Source organism: Streptomyces sp. NPDC001443 (genome assembly GCF_053597355.1).
On sequence record NZ_JBSFIA010000037.1, the window covers coordinates 97230 to 113728 of the forward strand.

At 73.0% G+C, this 16499-nt stretch carries 15 protein-coding genes and 1 riboswitch; of the genes, 6 read left to right on the forward strand and 9 right to left on the reverse strand.

The features are described 5' to 3' along the window. The first annotated feature begins 251 nt into the window (after positions 1 to 251). A complete protein-coding gene (locus ACWC24_RS31550) occupies positions 252 to 902 on the forward strand; it encodes a hypothetical protein (RefSeq protein ID WP_450666317.1) in 651 nt (216 codons plus the stop codon). 29 nt (positions 903 to 931) lie between these two features. On the opposite strand, the gene ACWC24_RS31555 is transcribed toward ACWC24_RS31550, so the two are convergent. Then, positions 932 to 2386 (reverse strand): glycine hydroxymethyltransferase, encoded by a 1455-nt coding sequence (locus ACWC24_RS31555; RefSeq protein WP_450666299.1) that lies wholly within the window; start codon positions 2384 to 2386, stop codon positions 932 to 934. 43 nt (positions 2387 to 2429) lie between these two features. Beyond that, a riboswitch (ZMP/ZTP riboswitch) is annotated at positions 2430 to 2518 on the reverse strand. A gap of 122 nt (positions 2519 to 2640) precedes the next feature. Here ACWC24_RS31555 and rocD point away from each other — a divergent pair. Beyond that, complete coding sequence (gene rocD, locus ACWC24_RS31560; protein WP_450666318.1) at positions 2641 to 3828, forward strand: ornithine--oxo-acid transaminase; 1188 nt, start codon at positions 2641 to 2643, stop codon at positions 3826 to 3828. 40 nt (positions 3829 to 3868) lie between these two features. On the opposite strand, the gene ACWC24_RS31565 is transcribed toward rocD, so the two are convergent. Together ACWC24_RS31565 and ACWC24_RS31570 are read right to left on the reverse strand one after the other, a co-directional pair. Next, complete coding sequence (locus ACWC24_RS31565; protein ID WP_450666300.1) at positions 3869 to 5071, reverse strand: glutathionylspermidine synthase family protein; 1203 nt, start codon at positions 5069 to 5071, stop codon at positions 3869 to 3871. A gap of 14 nt (positions 5072 to 5085) precedes the next feature. After that, the gene (locus ACWC24_RS31570; RefSeq protein ID WP_450666301.1) at positions 5086 to 5487 is read right to left on the reverse strand and encodes a hypothetical protein; all 402 of its coding nucleotides are present in this window, start codon (positions 5485 to 5487) and stop codon (positions 5086 to 5088) included. 118 nt (positions 5488 to 5605) lie between these two features. Here ACWC24_RS31570 and ACWC24_RS31575 point away from each other — a divergent pair, with 118 nt between their 5' ends. Beyond that, the gene (locus ACWC24_RS31575) at positions 5606 to 6472 is read left to right on the forward strand and encodes a DMT family transporter (RefSeq protein ID WP_450666319.1); all 867 of its coding nucleotides are present in this window, start codon (positions 5606 to 5608) and stop codon (positions 6470 to 6472) included. On the opposite strand, the gene pdxR is transcribed toward ACWC24_RS31575, so the two are convergent. Next, positions 6456 to 7871 (reverse strand): MocR-like pyridoxine biosynthesis transcription factor PdxR, encoded by a 1416-nt coding sequence (gene pdxR, locus ACWC24_RS31580; RefSeq protein ID WP_450666302.1) that lies wholly within the window; start codon positions 7869 to 7871, stop codon positions 6456 to 6458. The two genes, ACWC24_RS31575 and pdxR, sit on opposite strands and share 17 nt — an antisense overlap. A gap of 47 nt (positions 7872 to 7918) precedes the next feature. On the opposite strand from pdxR, the gene ACWC24_RS31585 reads away from it, so the two are divergent. Next, complete coding sequence (locus tag ACWC24_RS31585) at positions 7919 to 8467, forward strand: carboxymuconolactone decarboxylase family protein (RefSeq protein ID WP_450666303.1); 549 nt, start codon at positions 7919 to 7921, stop codon at positions 8465 to 8467. 19 nt (positions 8468 to 8486) lie between these two features. Continuing rightward, positions 8487 to 9212 (forward strand): isocitrate lyase/PEP mutase family protein, encoded by a 726-nt coding sequence (locus ACWC24_RS31590; protein WP_450666304.1) that lies wholly within the window; start codon positions 8487 to 8489, stop codon positions 9210 to 9212. A gap of 50 nt (positions 9213 to 9262) precedes the next feature. Here ACWC24_RS31590 and ACWC24_RS31595 read toward each other — a convergent pair whose 3' ends face one another. The 5 genes from ACWC24_RS31595 to ACWC24_RS31615 form a co-directional block, all read right to left on the reverse strand. After that, positions 9263 to 9991: a hypothetical protein gene (locus ACWC24_RS31595; RefSeq protein ID WP_450666305.1), complete on the reverse strand. Its 729-nt coding sequence runs from the start codon at positions 9989 to 9991 to the stop codon at positions 9263 to 9265. 563 nt (positions 9992 to 10554) lie between these two features. Beyond that, a complete protein-coding gene (locus tag ACWC24_RS31600; RefSeq protein WP_152893564.1) occupies positions 10555 to 11544 on the reverse strand; it encodes a malate dehydrogenase in 990 nt (329 codons plus the stop codon). 703 nt (positions 11545 to 12247) lie between these two features. Then, the gene (locus ACWC24_RS31605; RefSeq protein WP_450666306.1) at positions 12248 to 13354 is read right to left on the reverse strand and encodes a helix-turn-helix domain-containing protein; all 1107 of its coding nucleotides are present in this window, start codon (positions 13352 to 13354) and stop codon (positions 12248 to 12250) included. Positions 13355 to 13893: 539 nt separating this feature from the next. Beyond that, positions 13894 to 14316, reverse strand: a complete 423-nt coding sequence (locus tag ACWC24_RS31610; RefSeq protein ID WP_450666320.1) for a DUF3017 domain-containing protein — start codon at positions 14314 to 14316, stop codon at positions 13894 to 13896. Positions 14317 to 14581: 265 nt separating this feature from the next. Beyond that, positions 14582 to 15436 (reverse strand): bifunctional methylenetetrahydrofolate dehydrogenase/methenyltetrahydrofolate cyclohydrolase, encoded by an 855-nt coding sequence (locus tag ACWC24_RS31615; RefSeq protein ID WP_450666307.1) that lies wholly within the window; start codon positions 15434 to 15436, stop codon positions 14582 to 14584. Positions 15437 to 15748: 312 nt separating this feature from the next. On the opposite strand from ACWC24_RS31615, the gene ACWC24_RS31620 reads away from it, so the two are divergent. After that, positions 15749 to 16372: a hypothetical protein gene (locus tag ACWC24_RS31620; RefSeq protein ID WP_450666308.1), complete on the forward strand. Its 624-nt coding sequence runs from the start codon at positions 15749 to 15751 to the stop codon at positions 16370 to 16372. Positions 16373 to 16499 lie beyond the last annotated feature (127 nt).

Below are 16499 nucleotides of genomic sequence, written 5' to 3' on the forward strand. Positions count from 1 at the left end.
ATTCTCTCAGGTCTCGCGGTGCGGTCCGGAACTGGTGGGGAACTGATGGAGGAACGGGCCCGCCACGGGAGTTGCGGAGCCCGTGCCGTCCGGAGGGCCTAGCCGGGCCCGAAGGGCAGGGAGGGGGAGGGATGGGATCCCGGGGGAGACGAGGGGAACGTGTGAGCGGGCGTCGCGGCGGGCGTGCCGACGGGTGCCGAAGCGGACGTCGGGGCGGGCGTACGGCGGCGCGGGGCGGGTCCGTCGCGCTGCTGCTGGCGGCCCTGTGCGAGGTGGCCCTGTGCGGCGCGGCCGCGGCCGCGGCACCCGCGCGGACGCCGGACCGTGACGTACCCGACCTGGCCCTGGTCGTCGTGAACCACACTGGACGGACGCGGACCCTGCGCTCCGGACAGCCCGGCTTCGACGGCCTGTGGCAGCTGCTGCAGCCGATGCGCACGCGGACCGAGCGGGTGGCGGACGACTGGGAGGCGGGCCGGTATCCGTCGGTGCGGATCACCGTGGTCTGGGGGCTCACCGGTGTCGGAGGCTGGCCGCAGACCCGCCGGGCGCCGGGCGCCGACGTCGCCATGGAGCGGGAGGACCAGGTGTTCGTGGCCGCGGACGGCACCCCCTGGGTGCGTTCGGATCTGTCACCGGACGTGGAGGACGACGACATCCGCTGGAACCGGCTCTCGCGGCCGGTCTACGAGCGGACGGACCGGACGGGGCTGCTCGGTGCGGCCGGGGACGGGCCGGGTGCGGGTCCGTCCGGCGCGGCCGGCTGGCCGGAGCGGGCCGGCTGGGCGGCGGCGGGCCTGGCCGCCGGGGTCGGCGGCACGCTGCTGGCGCGCCGCGCGGCGGCCGGGCGCGAGGCCGGACCGCCGCGGGAGGGACCCCGGCAGGAGCTGATCGATCTGTAGTCCGCGCCGCCGGGGTCCGGGCGTGCGGGTCAGGCGCCGAGGTCGATCTCGGGGTAGAGCGGGAAGCCCGCGACCAGGTCGGTGGCGCGGCGGGAGATCTCGTCCGCGATCTTGGGGTCGAGGACGTGCTGGGCCTTGGAGGGGGCGCCCTTGGCGGTGGTGCCGGCCTCGGTGGTGGTCAGGACGCGGTCGATGAGTCCGGCGACCTCGTCCATCTCGGCGGTGCCCAGACCGCGGGTGGTCAGGGCGGGGGTGCCGATGCGGATGCCGGAGGTGTACCAGGCGCCGTTGGGGTCGGCGGGGATGGCGTTGCGGTTGGTGACGATGCCCGACTCGAGCAGGGCGGCCTCGGCCTGGCGGCCGGTGAGGCCGTAGGAGGAGGCGACGTCGATCAGGTTGAGGTGGTTGTCGGTACCGCCGGTGACCAGGGTGGCGCCGCGCCGCGTCAGGCCCTCGGCCAGCGCGCGGGAGTTGTCCACGATCCGCTGGGCGTAGTCCTGGAAGGCGGGCTGCCGGGCCTCGGCCAGGGCGACCGCCTTGGCGGCCATGACGTGCGGGAGCGGGCCGCCGAGGACCATCGGGCAGCCGCGGTCGACCTGGTCCTTGAGGGAGTCGTCGCACAGGACCATGCCGCCGCGCGGGCCGCGCAGCGACTTGTGGGTGGTGGTGGTGACGATCTGGGCGTGCGGGACCGGGTCGAAGTCGCCGGTGAGGACCTTGCCCGCGACCAGGCCCGCGAAGTGGGCCATGTCGACCATGAGCGTGGCACCGACCTCGTCGGCGATCTCGCGCATGATCCGGAAGTTCACCAGCCGGGGGTACGCGGAGTAGCCCGCGACGATGATCAGCGGCTTGAACTCGCGGGCGGAGGCGCGCAGTGCCTCGTAGTCGATCAGGCCGGTGGCCGGGTCGGTGCCGTAGGAGCGCTGGTCGAACATCTTGCCGCTGATGTTGGGGCGGAAGCCGTGGGTGAGGTGGCCGCCCGCGTCCAGGGACATGCCGAGCATCCGCTGGTTGCCGAAGGCCTGGCGCAGTTCGGCCCAGTCTGCCTCGGAGAGGTCGTTGACCTGGCGGGCTTCGGCCTTCGCCAGGAAGGGGGCCTCGACCCGGTCGGCGAGCACGGCCCAGAAGGCGACGAGGTTGGCGTCGATGCCGGAGTGCGGCTGGACGTAGGCGTGGCGGGCGCCGAACAGCTCTCGGGCGTGCTCGGCGGCGAGGGACTCGACGGTGTCGACGTTGCGGCAGCCGGCATAGAAGCGGCGGCCGACGGTGCCCTCGGCGTACTTGTCGCTGAACCAGTTACCCATGGCCAGCAGGGTGGCCGGGGAGGCGTAGTTCTCGGAGGCGATCAGCTTGAGCATCTCGCGCTGATCGGCGACCTCCTGGCCGATGGCGTCGGCGACACGGGGCTCGACGGCGCGGATCACGTCGAGGGCGGCGCGGAAGGCGGTGGACTCGGTGGAGAGGGGCTGCTGCTCTGTCATCTCGGGCTCCGGGTGGCGTGGCATCGAATGCGGTCACGGTTCACGGCACGGCCCAGGCGCACGGCACTGGTCACTACCGGGCCGCTCCCCGATGGTTCGTCCCATCCCAGCGCGCCAGTCACGGCCCGCGGGAAAGCCTACCGGGCGTGTCGTGGCGCATGGTCCCGCGTCCATCATGCGAGCGACCATGGGAAGGGGGCCCGTCCCACGTCCTGGAGGGCACAGTGACCGACCCCGTGATTGCCACAGAGTCCATGGTCCTAGCGGCCGAGGAGCACAGCGCGCACAACTACCGCCCGCTGCCGGTGGTCGTCGCCACCGCCGACGGCGCGTGGATGACCGACATCGAGGGGCGCCGGTATCTGGATCTGCTGGCCGGATACTCCGCGCTCAACTTCGGGCACGGCAACCGGCGGCTGATCGAGGCGGCGAAGGCCCAGCTCGACCGGGTGACGCTGACGTCCCGGGCTTTCCACCACGACCGCTTCGCGGCGTTCTGCGCCGAGCTCGCCGAGCTGTGCGGGATGGAGATGGTGCTGCCGATGAACACGGGCGTGGAGGCGGTCGAGACGGCCGTGAAGACCGCCCGGAAGTGGGGGTACCGGGTCAAGGGCGTGCCGTCGGAGATGGCGAAGATCGTGGTCGCGGGCAACAACTTCCACGGCCGTACGACGACGGTCATCAGCTTCTCGACCGATCCGGAGGCACGGGCGGACTTCGGGCCGTACACGCCGGGCTTCGAGATCGTGCCGTACGGCGACCTCACGGCGCTGCGGTCGGCGCTGACCGAGAACACGGTGGCCGTGCTGCTGGAGCCGATCCAGGGCGAGGCGGGGGTGCTGGTGCCGCCGGCCGGATATCTGCCGGGGGTGCGGGAGCTGACCCGGGAGCGGAACGTGCTGTTCGTCGCCGACGAGATCCAGTCGGGCCTCGGCCGGACCGGACGTACGTTCGCGTGCGAGCACGAGGGTGTGGTGCCCGATGTGTACGTGCTGGGCAAGGCCCTGGGCGGCGGGATCGTGCCGGTGTCGGCGGTGGTGTCGAGCGCCGAGGTGCTGGGGGTGTTCCGGCCCGGGGAGCACGGGTCGACGTTCGGCGGGAACCCGCTGGCCTGCGCGGTGGCCCTGGAGGTGATCGCGATGCTGCGGTCGGGCGAGTACCAGGCCAGGGCCGCCGAGCTGGGCGAGCACCTGCACCGGGAGCTGGCCGCGCTGACCGCGGGCGGGCGGGCGACGGCGGTACGCGGGCGCGGGCTGTGGGCGGGCGTCGACATCGCCCCGGCGTACGGGACGGCCCGGGAGGTCTCCGAGAAGCTGATGGACCGCGGGGTCCTGGTGAAGGACACCCACGGCTCGACCGTCCGGATCGCACCCCCGCTGGTGATCGCGAAGGAGGACCTGGACTGGGGGCTGGACCAGCTGCGCGCGGTGCTGGACGGGTGAGCGGGCGACGGGCCGCCTGCTCGCCCGCCCGAGCGGGCCGCTAGAGGATCACGTGGGGCAGGAAGCGGGCGTACTCGTCCGTGATCGGGCCGGCGGATTCCCGGATCCCGAGACCGGCCGACTCGTCCCCGACCACCCAGGCTCCGAGGACGACGTGGTTGCCGTCGAAGACGGGCAGCTCCGCCAGCGCCTGATAGCAGCGGGGTTCGTCGCCGGGCGCCGGGGCGGAGGGGTCGGGAGCGGCGGAGCCGGGCTCGTGGATCGTCACCCCGGCGCCTTCGCGGCCGAGGAGGGGCTTCGCCACGTAGCCGGTCGTGGCCGCCAGGTCGCGGGGGCCGTCGAGGTAGGCGGGGAGCAGGTTGGGGTGCCCCGGGTACAGCTCCCAGAGGATCGCCAGCAGCGCCTTGTTGCTGAGGAGCATCTTCCAGGCCGGCTCGATCCAGAGGGTGGACCCGGTGCCGCCGCCGTTGTCCAGGGTGTCGAGGACATGGCCGGCGAAGGCGTCGGTGGTGAGCCATTCCCACGGGTAGAGCTTGAAGATGCTGCGGATGAAACCGAGCTGCTGGTCCACGAAGCGGCCGGAGAGGGTGTCCCAGCCGATCTCCTCCATGGAGATCCACTCGGTGGCGAGGCCGGCCTGTTCGGCGGTCTCCTTCAGGTACGCGACCGTCATCAGGTCCTCGCCCAGTTCGTCGGCGGAGGAGTGCGCGAAGTGCAGGGGACTGCCCGGCGGAAGCAGCCCGGCCTGCTTGCGCCAGCTGTCGACCAGCCGTTCGTGCAGGGAGTTCCACTGGTCGGCGCCGGGAAAACGTTCCTCCATCCAGAACCACTGGGGTGAGGCGGCCTCGACCAGGGAGGTGGGCGTGTCGGCGTTGTACTCCAGCAGCTTGGCCGGGCCGGTGCCGTCGTACCGGAGGTCGAAGCGGCCGTACAGGGAGGGCAGTTCGGCGCGCCGGTGCCAGGCCTCGGTCACCGCCGCGGCGACGCGCGGGTCGGTGATGCCGAGGTCGGCGAGACGGTCCCGCGCCACGATGTGCCCGGCCGCGGCGAGGCACATGCGGTGCAGTTCCTCGACCGTCTCCTCCAGCGTCTCGACCTCGTCCAGGGTGAAGACGTAGTAGGCGCTCTCGTCCCAGTAGGGGCGCAGCGAGCCGTCGGGATGGCGGGTGAGGGGGTAGACGAGTCCCTGGCCCTCGACGGTCTGCTGCCAGCCGGGGCGGGGGGTGGTCGTACGGCGTTCCACGGTCCGGATACCCGTCAGCCGCCGGAGCTGCCGTGGCCGCCGCTGCCGAAGCCGCCGCGGTGGACCCCGCTCTTGTGGCTGCCGTCGTCGTCCGAGGAACCGCGCGAACCCGAACTCGAACCGGAGCCGGAGCTCTTGCCCGGCTTGGTGAAGGAGCCCCCGGTGACCCAGGACTTCTTCTCGTTGCCGCCGTAGTACCAGGCGCCGTTCACGGAGGTCTTGGACGTCTTGGAAGGCGTGGTGGACTTGCAGTTCTTGTCGGAGACGACCTTGTAGCCCTTGCCGAGCTGGTAGCTGTTCCGGTCGACACAGCGCTGGTCCGGGGCGGAGGAGCAGGCGGTCAGGGCGGTGGCGAGCAGGCCCATGCCGCCGAGGACCACCGCGCCGGAGCGTAGCTGTCTGCGTGTGTCTGCCATGTTCGTGTCCCCCGTCGGTCCGTGATGTCCGGCGGTCATCCTAGAGACAGGCGCGCCGGACCCGGCAGGGGGTCCGGCGGTCTCCCGCCCCCTTGGAGTCGCTTTCGTGCTGTTCGGGATGGTGTGCGCACTGGGTGCCGCGGTGTGTTTCGGTACGGCGACGGTTCTCCAGGCGATGGCCGCGCGGGAGGCGGGCGCGGCCGGGGGCGGTGGGGATGCCGCGCTGTTGCTGCGGGCGCTGCGGCAGTGGCGGTATCTGGCCGGACTCGCGCTGGACGGGCTGGGGTTCCTGCTCCAGATCGCGGCGCTGCGTTCGCTGCCGATCTACGCGGTGAGCGCCGCGCTGGCCGCGAGCCTCGCGGTGACGGCGGTGGTGGCGGCGCGGCTGCTGAGGGTGCGGCTGAGCGGGGTGGAGTGGGCCGCGGTCGCGGTGGTGTGTCTGGGGCTGGCGATGCTGGGCCTGGCGTCCGGGACGGAAGGGGCCGAGAGCGGGCCGGGAGCGCTGCGGTACGCGATGGTGGCCACGGCCCTGGCGGTGCTGCTGCTGGGCCTGCTCGGCGGACGGCTGCACGGGCGGACCCGGGCCCTGGTGCTGGGACTGGGCGCGGGCTTCGGCTTCGGGGTGGTCGAGGTGTCGGTCCGGCTGGTCGACTCGTTGCGGCCGGCCGACCTGCTGTCCGACCCGGCGGTCTACGCGCTGCTGCTCGGCGGGGGTGCCGCGTTCCTGCTGCTGACCTCGGCGCTGCAACGCGGTTCGGTGACGACGGCGACGGCCGGCATGGTGATCGGCGAGACGATCGGTCCGGCGGCGGTGGGCGTGATCTGGCTCGGCGACCGCACCCGGGAGGGGCTGACCTGGCTGGCGGCGCTGGGCTTCGCGGTGGCGGTTGCGGGCGCGCTGGCGCTGGCGCGGTTCGGGGAGGCACCGCAGGAGACGCCGGCGACGCGGGAGACGCCGGTGTCGCCCCCTACGGCAACACCCTGAGCAGTGCCTCCAGCGTGCCGGTCCACGCGTGGTCCGGCGGTGTGCCGTAGCCGACGACCAGGGCGTCCAGCGGCTCCACGGTGGCCAGTTCATGGCGGAAGCGGGACAGGCCCTGGACGGCCAGCCCCTGCCGGGCGGCCGCCCGGACCACCGACTGCTCGGTTCCCGGCGGCAGCCGTACGACGGCGTGCAGACCGGCGGCGATACCGGTGACGCGGATGCCCGGCGCGCGGTCGGCGATCGCCGCGACCAGTTCGTCACGGCGGCGGCGGTACCGCTGGCGGACGGCGCGCACATGACGGTCGTAGGCGCCGGAGGTGATGAACTCGGCGAAGGTCAGCTGGTCCAGCACGCCGGTGGTGGAGGCCTCCCCCATCACCTCCTCGGGGGCCAGGGACGGCGGCAGCACCAGCCAGCCCAGGCGCAGACCGGGGGCGAGGGACTTGCTGGCCGTGCCGAGGTAGACCACGTGCTCGGGGTCCAGGTCCTGGAGGGCGCCGACGGGCTGACGGTCGTAGCGGAACTCGCCGTCGTAGTCGTCCTCCAGGATCAGACCGCCGGTGCGACGGGCCCAGTCGACCACGGCGGCCCGGTGTTCGGGGCGCAGCGCGACGCCCATCGGGAACTGGTGGGCGGGGGTCAGCAGCATCGCCCGTACGCCGGTCAGGTCCCCCGGGCGGGTGCCGCGCTCGTCGAAGGGCAGCGGGACGGTACGCAGGCCGGTGCGCTCGACGAGATCGCGGTGCACGTCGAGGCTGTACGACTCCACGGCCAGGGTGCGCAGCCCGCGGGCGTGCAGCAACTCGCCGAGCAGCCGCAGGCCGTGGACGAACCCGGAACAGACGAGGACGCGGTCGGGGTCCGCGCGCACGCCCCGGGCCCGGGAGAGGTAACCCGCGAGCGCGGTGCGCAGTTCGACGCGGCCGCGCGGGTCGCCGTAGCCGAGGGCGTCGTTCGGGGCGGCGGCCAGGGCACGGCGGGCGGCCCTGAGCCACTCGGCGCGCGGGAAGGTCGCGACGTCCGGGTTGCCCGGGAGAAGGCTGTAGGCGGGCCGGCCGGGTGGGCGCGGCTGGAGGGCCGGGCGGCCGGACGGCCGGGGCAGCGCGCTCCCCCACTGTCCGGAAGCCGTGGGAGGTACCCCCATGGCGACCCGGGTGCCGGAGCCCTGCCGGGCGGTCAGCCAGCCCTCGGCCACCAGGTCGGCGTAGGCGTCGGCGACCGTGTTGCGGGCGATGCCCAGGTCTGCGGCGAGGGACCGGGAGGACGGCAGCCGGGTGCCCGCGGTCAGCCGTCCGCTGCGGACCGCCTCGCGCAGGGCGTCGGTCAGCCCTCGGCGCAGGCCCGGTCCGGACGGTTCCAGATGCAGGTCGATGCCCAGATTGGCCCAGGATTCAGCCATGGAAATGGACCATACCCGTGGGCTGCCTCGCCCCTAGGGTCGACAGCATGAGTACGAACGACAACCACGACAGCCACGACTCCGACACGACCGGTACGACCGGCACGACGTCGGCCACCGAGTACGCCCCCGAGCACACCCCGCGGCTCGCCTGGGCCCAGCATTCGCCCGCGGTCTACAAGGCGATGGTCCAGCTGGACCGGGCCGCGCGGGCCGGGCTCGACCCGCGGCTGGCCGAGCTGGTGAAGATCCGCGCCTCGCAGCTCAACCACTGCGCGTTCTGCCTCGACATGCACACCAAGGACGCGCTCGCGGCGGGCGAGAGCGTGGAACGGATCATCCAGGTCGCCGCCTGGGAGGAGTCCCGGCACTTCTACACGGAGAAGGAACTCGCGGCGCTGGAGCTGACCGAGGCCGTCACGGTCCTCACCGACGGGTTCGTACCGGACGATGTGTACGAGCGGGCCGCCAAGCAGTTCGACGAGGCCGAGCTGGCCCAGCTCATCGCCGCGATCACGGTGATCAACGCGTGGAACCGGTTCGCGGTGTCCACCCGGATGGTGCCGGGGCACTACCGGCCCGGACAGCACGGCTGACGGGGAGAGGGCGGCGACCGTGAACAAGGCCGAGGCCTTCCGCGCCCTGCACCTGCGCCGGACGCCGGACGACCCGCTCGTCCTGCCCGGCCCGTGGGATGCGGCGAGCGCCCGGGTGTTCGCCGATGCCGGGTTCCCGGCCCTGGCCACGCCGAGCGCCGGAGTCGCCGCCTCGCTGGGGTACGCGGACGGCGCGACCCCGGCCGACGAGATGTTCGCGGCGGTGGCGCGGATCGTACGGGCCGTGGACATCCCGGTGTCGGCGGACGTCGAGGACGGATACGGGCTCCCGCCGGGGGAACTGGTGGAGCGGCTGCTGGAGACGGGGGCCGTGGGCTGCAACCTGGAGGACTCCTCGGGCGGCGTCCTGAAGGATCCTCAAGAACACGCCGACCGGCTGGCCGAGGTGCGGTCGGCGGCGGCCGGCCTGCTCTTCGTCAACGCGCGGGTCGACACCTTCCTGCGCGGGGTCACCGATCCCGGCCACGCCGTCGAACGGGCCGCCCGGTACGTGGCCGCCGGGGCCGACTGCGTCTATCCGATCGGCGCCCCGACCGGATTGCTGCCGCTGCTGCGTTCGGGCATCCAGGGCCCGCTCAACGTGTTCGCGCGGCTCGACGGCGACGGACCCTCGCCCGGCGAGCTCGGCACGCTGGGAGCCACTCGGATCACGTTCGGGCCCGGCCTGCAGAGGTGGTCGTCCCACGCGCTGCAGGGCATGGCCGAGGAGTTGCGGAAGCGGTGACCGGTGCCTGGCCGGAGGGCGGTCCCGGCTCGCTTTCCGACCAGGCCCCATCAGCTCCCGCACCCGCCGCCCGGTGGGCAGAAGGACGTGACCGCCGTGGTGAGCGGGGCCCGGACCAGGTCGGCGGCGAGGTCCTCGGGGCCGCTGGAGCGGATCGCGTAGAGCGTGCCGTCGGCGGCCCGGAAGCGGTGGTCGATCACCTGGCGGGGGCCGGCGTCCGCGTCGTCGTAGCGGTAGGTCAGCTCGGCGAAGGCGGTGCCGGACCGGCGGTCGAGGACCCGGTAGCCGGGCTGGCGGGCGAAGCCGTAACCGGGGTCGTGCTCGGCGAGGTCCAGGGACTCGGCCGGGGTGCTCTCGGCGAGCGCGAAGATCTGGAGCCGGCGGCCGCCGTCCGGGGAGTCGTAGGAGACGACCGGGGCCAGCTCGCCCTGTTTCTGCCTGCGGGTCCAGCCCTCGGGGACGGCCACGGTGTAACCGACCGGGTCACGGGCCGTGCGGTAGCCCGGGGCGGCCGTCCCGGTCGGCACGGCGGGTGACTTCGCCGGTGTCGTGGCCGCGGGCGGCGCCGAGGTCGCGTCGGCGTCGGCGGCCGGGGTGGTCGCGGCGTCCTCGCCGGTGGCGGTGTCGTCGGTGGTCGCGGTGCCTGCGGAGGCCGGGGCGGCGACGGTCGGGGCCGCCCCTGACGGGGTGACGGGGTCGCGGGTGAGGTACCAGAGCCCGGTTCCGACGCCCCCGCCGAGGACGACCGTGGCGGTGGTCACGAGCAGCAGACGCGCCACCCGGGAACCGACGGGGGCGGAGGCAGGAGCGGGAACCGGGGTGTGACCTGCGGCGGGTGCCCAAGGGGGCGGGAGGGGAGTCGGCGGCCGGTCCGGCGGGAGCGTCCACGACGGTGGCAGCGCTGTGCCGGTCCGGGTCTCGGCCGACGCCCACGGCGGCGCGGAGCCTTCCTCGCTCGGCTCGTACCCGAAGCCGGGCTCACGCCCCGAGCTCGACTCGTGCCCTGCGCTCGGCTCGCGCCCTGAGTTCGGCCCATGACCTGAGCCCGACTCATGTACTGAGCCCGGCTCATGTCCTGCGCTCGGCTCATGTCCTGCGCTCGGCTCGCGCCCTGAGCGAGGCTCATGTCCGAAGCCGGCGTCATGTCCGGCACCCGGCTCGTGTGCCGGACCGGAGCCGTCCCATCCGAATGCGTCCATCACGGACCCCCCGAACGCCCTGTTGGCCACCGCTTTCGACGTTAGCGGCGAAAACGGCCACAGGCCCCGTTCCGGTAGGAACCGGAACGGGGCCTGTGCGAGGTCGTGACAGAACCGCGAAGGCGCGGTCGGCCGCGGACGGCTCAGATGAGGCCGAGGCCGCGGACCGCGTCGCGCTCCTCCTCGAGCTCCTTGACGGAGGCGTCGATGCGGGCGCGCGAGAACTCGTTGATGTCCAGGCCCTGGACGATCTCGTACTTGCCGTCCTTGGTGGTGACGGGGAAGGAGGAGATCAGGCCCTCCGGGACGCCGTAGGAGCCGTCCGACGGGATGCCCATGGAGGTCCAGTCGCCGTCCGCCGTGCCGTTGACCCACGTGTACACGTGGTCGATGGCGGCGTTGGCGGCCGAGGCGGCGGAGGACGCGCCACGGGCCTCGATGATCGCGGCACCGCGCTTGGCGACGGTCGGGATGAAGTCCTCGGCCAGCCACTTCTCGTCGTTCACGACCTCGGCGGCGTTCTTGCCGGCGACCGTGGCGTGGAAGATGTCGGGGTACTGGGTGGCGGAGTGGTTGCCCCAGATCGTCAGGCGCTTGATGTCCGCGACCGTGGTGCCGGTCTTCTTCGCGAGCTGGGTCAGCGCGCGGTTGTGGTCGAGGCGGGTCATCGCGGTGAAGCGCTCGGCCGGTACGTCCGGAGCGGCGGCCTGCGCGATGAGCGCGTTGGTGTTGGCCGGGTTGCCGACGACGAGGACCTTGATGTCGTCCGCGGCGTGGTCGTTGATGGCCTTGCCCTGCGGCTTGAAGATGCCGCCGTTGGCGGAGAGCAGGTCACCGCGCTCCATGCCCTTGGTGCGCGGACGGGCGCCCACGAGAAGGGCGACGTTCGTGCCGTCGAAGGCGACGTTCGGGTCGTCCGTGATGTCGATGCCCTGAAGGAGCGGGAACGCGCAGTCGTCCAGTTCCATGGCCGTGCCCTCGGCGGCCTTGAGCGCCGGGGTGATCTCCAGGAGGCGCAGCTTGACCGGCACGTCCGCGCCGAGCAGCTGACCGGAGGCGATGCGGAAGAGGAGGGCGTAACCGATCTGGCCGGCCGCGCCGGTGACGGTGACGTTCACGGGAGTGCGGGTCATGGCGTTCTCCGTATGACAGCTGGCGGTGGGGCGTCCCTGCCCCGGGGGTCCGGGATCCCCGCCGTCGGCTCGTGACCGGCGCCGGCCGCGATGATCGATCACCGGTACGAATGATCGATCTCTTGGCGTCAAGAGAGATCCAGCGGTCAGGCTATCGCGCATCCGGGATGCCGGACGCGCGGGCCCGTGTGGCCCGCCCCACAGAGAGACGCCGACCGGGCGAACGGCCGCGCGGAAACAAGTCGATCGACATTCACCCCAAAGGGTGAGAACAACGGCCGGGCTGACGGCCTGAAGGGTGCGTGAGCGCGGCGACCGGACGGGCTCACGGCCCGGAAACCGAGAGCGTCTGACGGACTCACGGCCGGGAAGGCCGGCGCGGCGGCCGGGCTCGCGGCCCGGGGGGGGCGCGACCGGCGGCCGCCGGTCCGGGAGAGGGGACACGGGCGGCCGCCTTGGGGTGCCGGATCGCCGGACTCCCGTGGGGGTGATGTCCGCCTGCCCCGGATGCCGACGATCATGCGTGTCCGACACCGAATTGTTCGTGACGCCGATCGCATCCCACGACTCGCACCACCACGAACCGCCCGGGCCGCACCGCCACGCCCCGGACCGCCACCGCGCGCCCCTTTCGGCCCGAACCACCACCGCCCGCGCCTCTACGACCCGGACCGCTACCGCCCGCACCCCTACGACCGGACCACTACCGCGTGCACCCCTTCGGTCCGGACGCCAGGGTCGCGCACGCCTTCGCCTCGGCCGCGTTCCTCACGGCCAGCATCGGCGTGTACGCGATGGCGTCCCCGGCGGCCGTGATGCTGCCGGACTGCCGGGCGGTACCGACGGTGACCTGGACCTCGTCCCCCCGCCCGGCACCCGTGATGCGCCCCCACGCGGCCTTGCAGGTCTCGCTGTAGCGGACCTCGACGACGGTCGTGGCGACGGTCGCCTTCGCGGCGGTGGTCACCAGGGCGCCGCTGCACCCCATGCTCTCCGCGTCCTTGCCGGTGCAGCCCGCTCCGCTGCACTTCACCCCGGCGGGCAGCGCGGCGGTGGCGCCGACCGACGCCGAGGGCGAACCACCCGTCCCCGCCTCCCCCTTGCCGTCGCCGTCGTGGGTGGCGAAGAAGAACACTCCGGCCATGACGACGAGGACACCGACGAGACCCGCGAGGAACATCGTCGCCCGCCGCTTTCCGGCCGAGCCCTCGGCCCCCGGCCCGTCGCCCTGCGGCGGTGCGCCGTACGGGCTCGGGTCCGGACCGGGAGCCGGGTGCGGGCCGGAACCGTGGCGGACGGCGTCGTCTCGCCGCCGGGCGTCGATGTCGGGTCTTCCCGACTGCTGCGGCACGGTCGGGGCGACTCCCGCGGGGCCCGCGACCCCCGGGGCCACCGTGGCGTTGCCGCCCTGGCGGGCCGCTCTGCCCGGCCTGGCCTTCGCGGGCGGCTCGGCGTTCACGGGCGGGGCGCCGAACTCCCCCAGCGCGGCCCGCGCCTGGGAGATACGGAAGGCCTCCATGGTCATGTCGTGACGCATCTCCGAACGGCTCCAGGCGCGTTCGGCGAGTTCCCACATGGTGGTCAGATGGACCGGGCTGGTGCCGGTCACCTCGGCCAGCGCCACGATCGCCCCTTTGGGCGCCAGGAGCCGGCCGTTGAGATAGCGCTCCCAGGACGTCTTGCTGTATCCCGTGCGGTCGGCCACCGCCGCGACGCCCAGACCACCGCGGTCCACCAGCCGCCGTAACTGGCTGACGAACTCCCTCACCTGCGGATCGAGTTCATCCGGCAAGGCCCTCCAACGAGGCATCGAACCCCCCTCTTCCCCCCGGCAGGTGCCGATCGTTCCCGTGCGTGACGCCCTCCGCCGGGTCCCCGTTCCGACTACCCACAGGGATGCGCCCGGCCGCGGACCCAGTTCCCGGGGCGAAGGCGCACGGGAGCGCGCGGACCGCGCGCGTGCATCTCCGCGCGCCCGACCGATCGCCGGACGCCCTGGTCCACCCGAGCCGTCCCGGACCGTCCTCATTGGACACGTTAGTCGCGGTGTACGGCCGATTCGGGACGCTTTCCGAACTTGTCAACTCATCGACACAGTGGGCACACAAGCGTGACCTCACGTGCCTCAAATGCCTCCGGATCACCGGTCGAGGCAGCACACTCACGGCGTCACGCTCACGGCAGCACGCTTGTGGCATGGCGCGGACACGGTAGCGGAACGGTCACTTCCGTGACACAGCGCGTCGGCAGCTGTTGAACCGCGCGTTCGCGGCGGGGGAGGGTGGTGTCCGGCGGCGGGCCGTCCTCCGACGGGGGTGAGGACGGACCGCCGTACGCCGTACGCGGGGATCAGCCGCTGACGCTGAAGTGCAGCGCGCCCTTCAGGAAGGGGATCACCAGCCACGGGTTCGGCTGCGCCATCAGGGCGAGCAGCACGATGGCGAGGCCCAGCACGCCGTAGGTCGCGATGTCCGTGAAGCGGGAGCGCACCGCGAGCATGCCGACGCTCGGCAGCATCCAGCGCATGACCGCGCCGGCGAGGAGGGCCGCGCCGATCAGGATCGTCCCGACCCGGAACTGGTCCAGCGCCGTCAGCAGCAGGCCCAGCCCGACCACGATCAGCACGGCGAGGATCGGCCACTGCCGCGCGGGGGCCGGAGCGTCGCCGGGCGCGGCCCGGCCGCCGCCCTCGGGGCGCGCGGTGTCCCTGGTGAACAGTGGGAACCGGCGCGTGGCACGCCTCGGCCTCCCGGCGGCGTCGGGCGCGCTGATCGGATCGTGGACGGTGGGCTCCGCGTCCGCCTGCTCGCCGCCCCGCCCACCGGGCCGCCCGTCGACGCGGGCGTCGTCCTGTCCGCCGGACCGTCCCTCGACGTGGGCCTCACGCTTCCCGTCGGCCCGCTCGCCGTCCCGGCTCCCGCTCCGCGCGTCGCCCTCCGCGGGGTCCGGCGCGGCGACCCGCGCGGACGCCCGTACGGAGGTCTGCGCGGAGGTCTGCGCGGAGGTCCCTGCGGCCCCCTGCCGGGTCTCGTCCGCCTCAGCCGGCACTGCGCTCCGCCGCCTCGACCACGTTGACGAGCAGCTGGGCGCGGGTCATCGGGCCGACCCCGCCCGGGTTCGGGGAGATGAAGCCGGCCACCTCGGCGACGCCCGGGTGGACATCCCCGACGATCTTGCCCTCGGCGTTGCGCGAGACACCGACGTCGAGGACGGCGGCGCCCGGCTTGACGTCCTCGGGGCGGATCAGGTGCGCGAAGCCGGCCGCGGCGACGATGATGTCGGCCCGCCTGAGGTGGGCGGCCAGGTCACGGGTGCCGGTGTGGCACTGGGTCACCGTCGCGTTCTCGCTGCGCCGCGTCATCAGCAGCGGCATCGAACGCCCGATGGTGACGCCGCGGCCGACGACCACCACCTCGGCACCCTTGGTCTCCACGCCGTAGCGGCGCAGCAGCGTCAGCACACCGTTGGGGGTGCAGGGCAGCGGGGCGGGCTCGTTGAGCACCAGGCGGCCGAGGTTGGTCGGGTGCAGACCGTCGGCGTCCTTGTGCGGGTCCATCAGTTCGAGGATGCGGTTCTCGTCGATGCCCTTGGGCAGCGGCAGCTGAACGATGTAGCCGGTGCACGCCGGGTCCTCGTTCAGCTCCTTCACGACCGCCTCGATCTCGTCCTGCGTGGCGGTGGCGGGCAGTTCGCGCTGGATGGACGCGATGCCGACCTCTGCGCAGTCGCGGTGCTTGCCGGCGACGTACTTCTGGCTGCCGGGGTCTTCCCCGACGAGGATCGTGCCGAGGCCGGGCGTGACGCCCTTCTCCTTCAGCGCCGCGACGCGGGCGGTCAGATCGGACTTGATCTCGGCTGCGGTGGCCTTGCCATCGAGAATCTGGGCGGTCATGACCCCATCCTCCCGGATGACCGCCCCCGGGTTCCAATCCGGGTCCACGACAAGGCCGGTCCGTCCCCGGCCGTCGCACGGCGCCCGCCTCCGCCTTACCAGCCGAATCCGCAGCATCCGCCCATGATCGGCGATGTTGCACTTGCACAACACATGCGGAATGCCGCTGGACAAGTAAGAGGCGTCTAAAGAACGATGAGCAGCACAGTGTCGCGGGCAGTACCGGGGGGACGGACCGCATCTGTAGAACCTTCCTCCGAAACCGTGCCGCGCGTCGTCCCCGCACCTGGGCAACACGGAGGAAGGACCGCCATGAGTTTCGGCGACCCGAACAACCCCTACGGGCAGCCGCCCCAGCAGCCGCCGGCCGCTCCCGGCTACGGCTACCCCCAGCAGCCGCCCGGCGTCCCGCCGCAGCAGGGCTACGGATACCCGCAGCAGGCCTACCCCGGCTACGCGGGTGCGAACGCGATGCCGCAGACGATGCCGGGTCTGATGACGACCGCGCGTGTGCTGCTCTACATCGTGGCGGCGGTGCAGGCCATCGGCGGCATCCTGATGGTCCTCGGCGCCGCCGCGGTCAACGACGCCTCCAACTCGGGCGAGGACACGTTCGGCAGCAACGGGCTCTCGGACCTCGGTCACGCGTCGGCGGGCATCATCGTCGTCATCGGGGTGATCTTCCTGGGCCTGACGGCACTGTCGATCACCTTGGGAGTGAAGTTCTCCCGCGGCGGCCAGGGCATCCGCATCACCACCATGGTCTACGGCATCCTGGGCGCCCTCTTCGGCGTCCTCATCCTGATCAGCGCGGCCAGCGCCAGCTCCTCGGCCGCCTTCGTGTGGGCGCTGCTGTGGATCGGCTTCGGCGGCATCATGGCGGCGGCGATGATCGCCCCGTCCGGCGCCGCCTGGTTCAGCCGTCCGCGGTACTGACCCGACGACGCGAGCGGCAGGAGCCGTACCGGCACGCCCAAGGGCCGTGTCCCGTCCCCGCGCAGGGGAGGGACACGGCCCTGGTGCTTTCCCGCCGTGGCGGCCCGGCCCGGGCCGGGCCGCCACG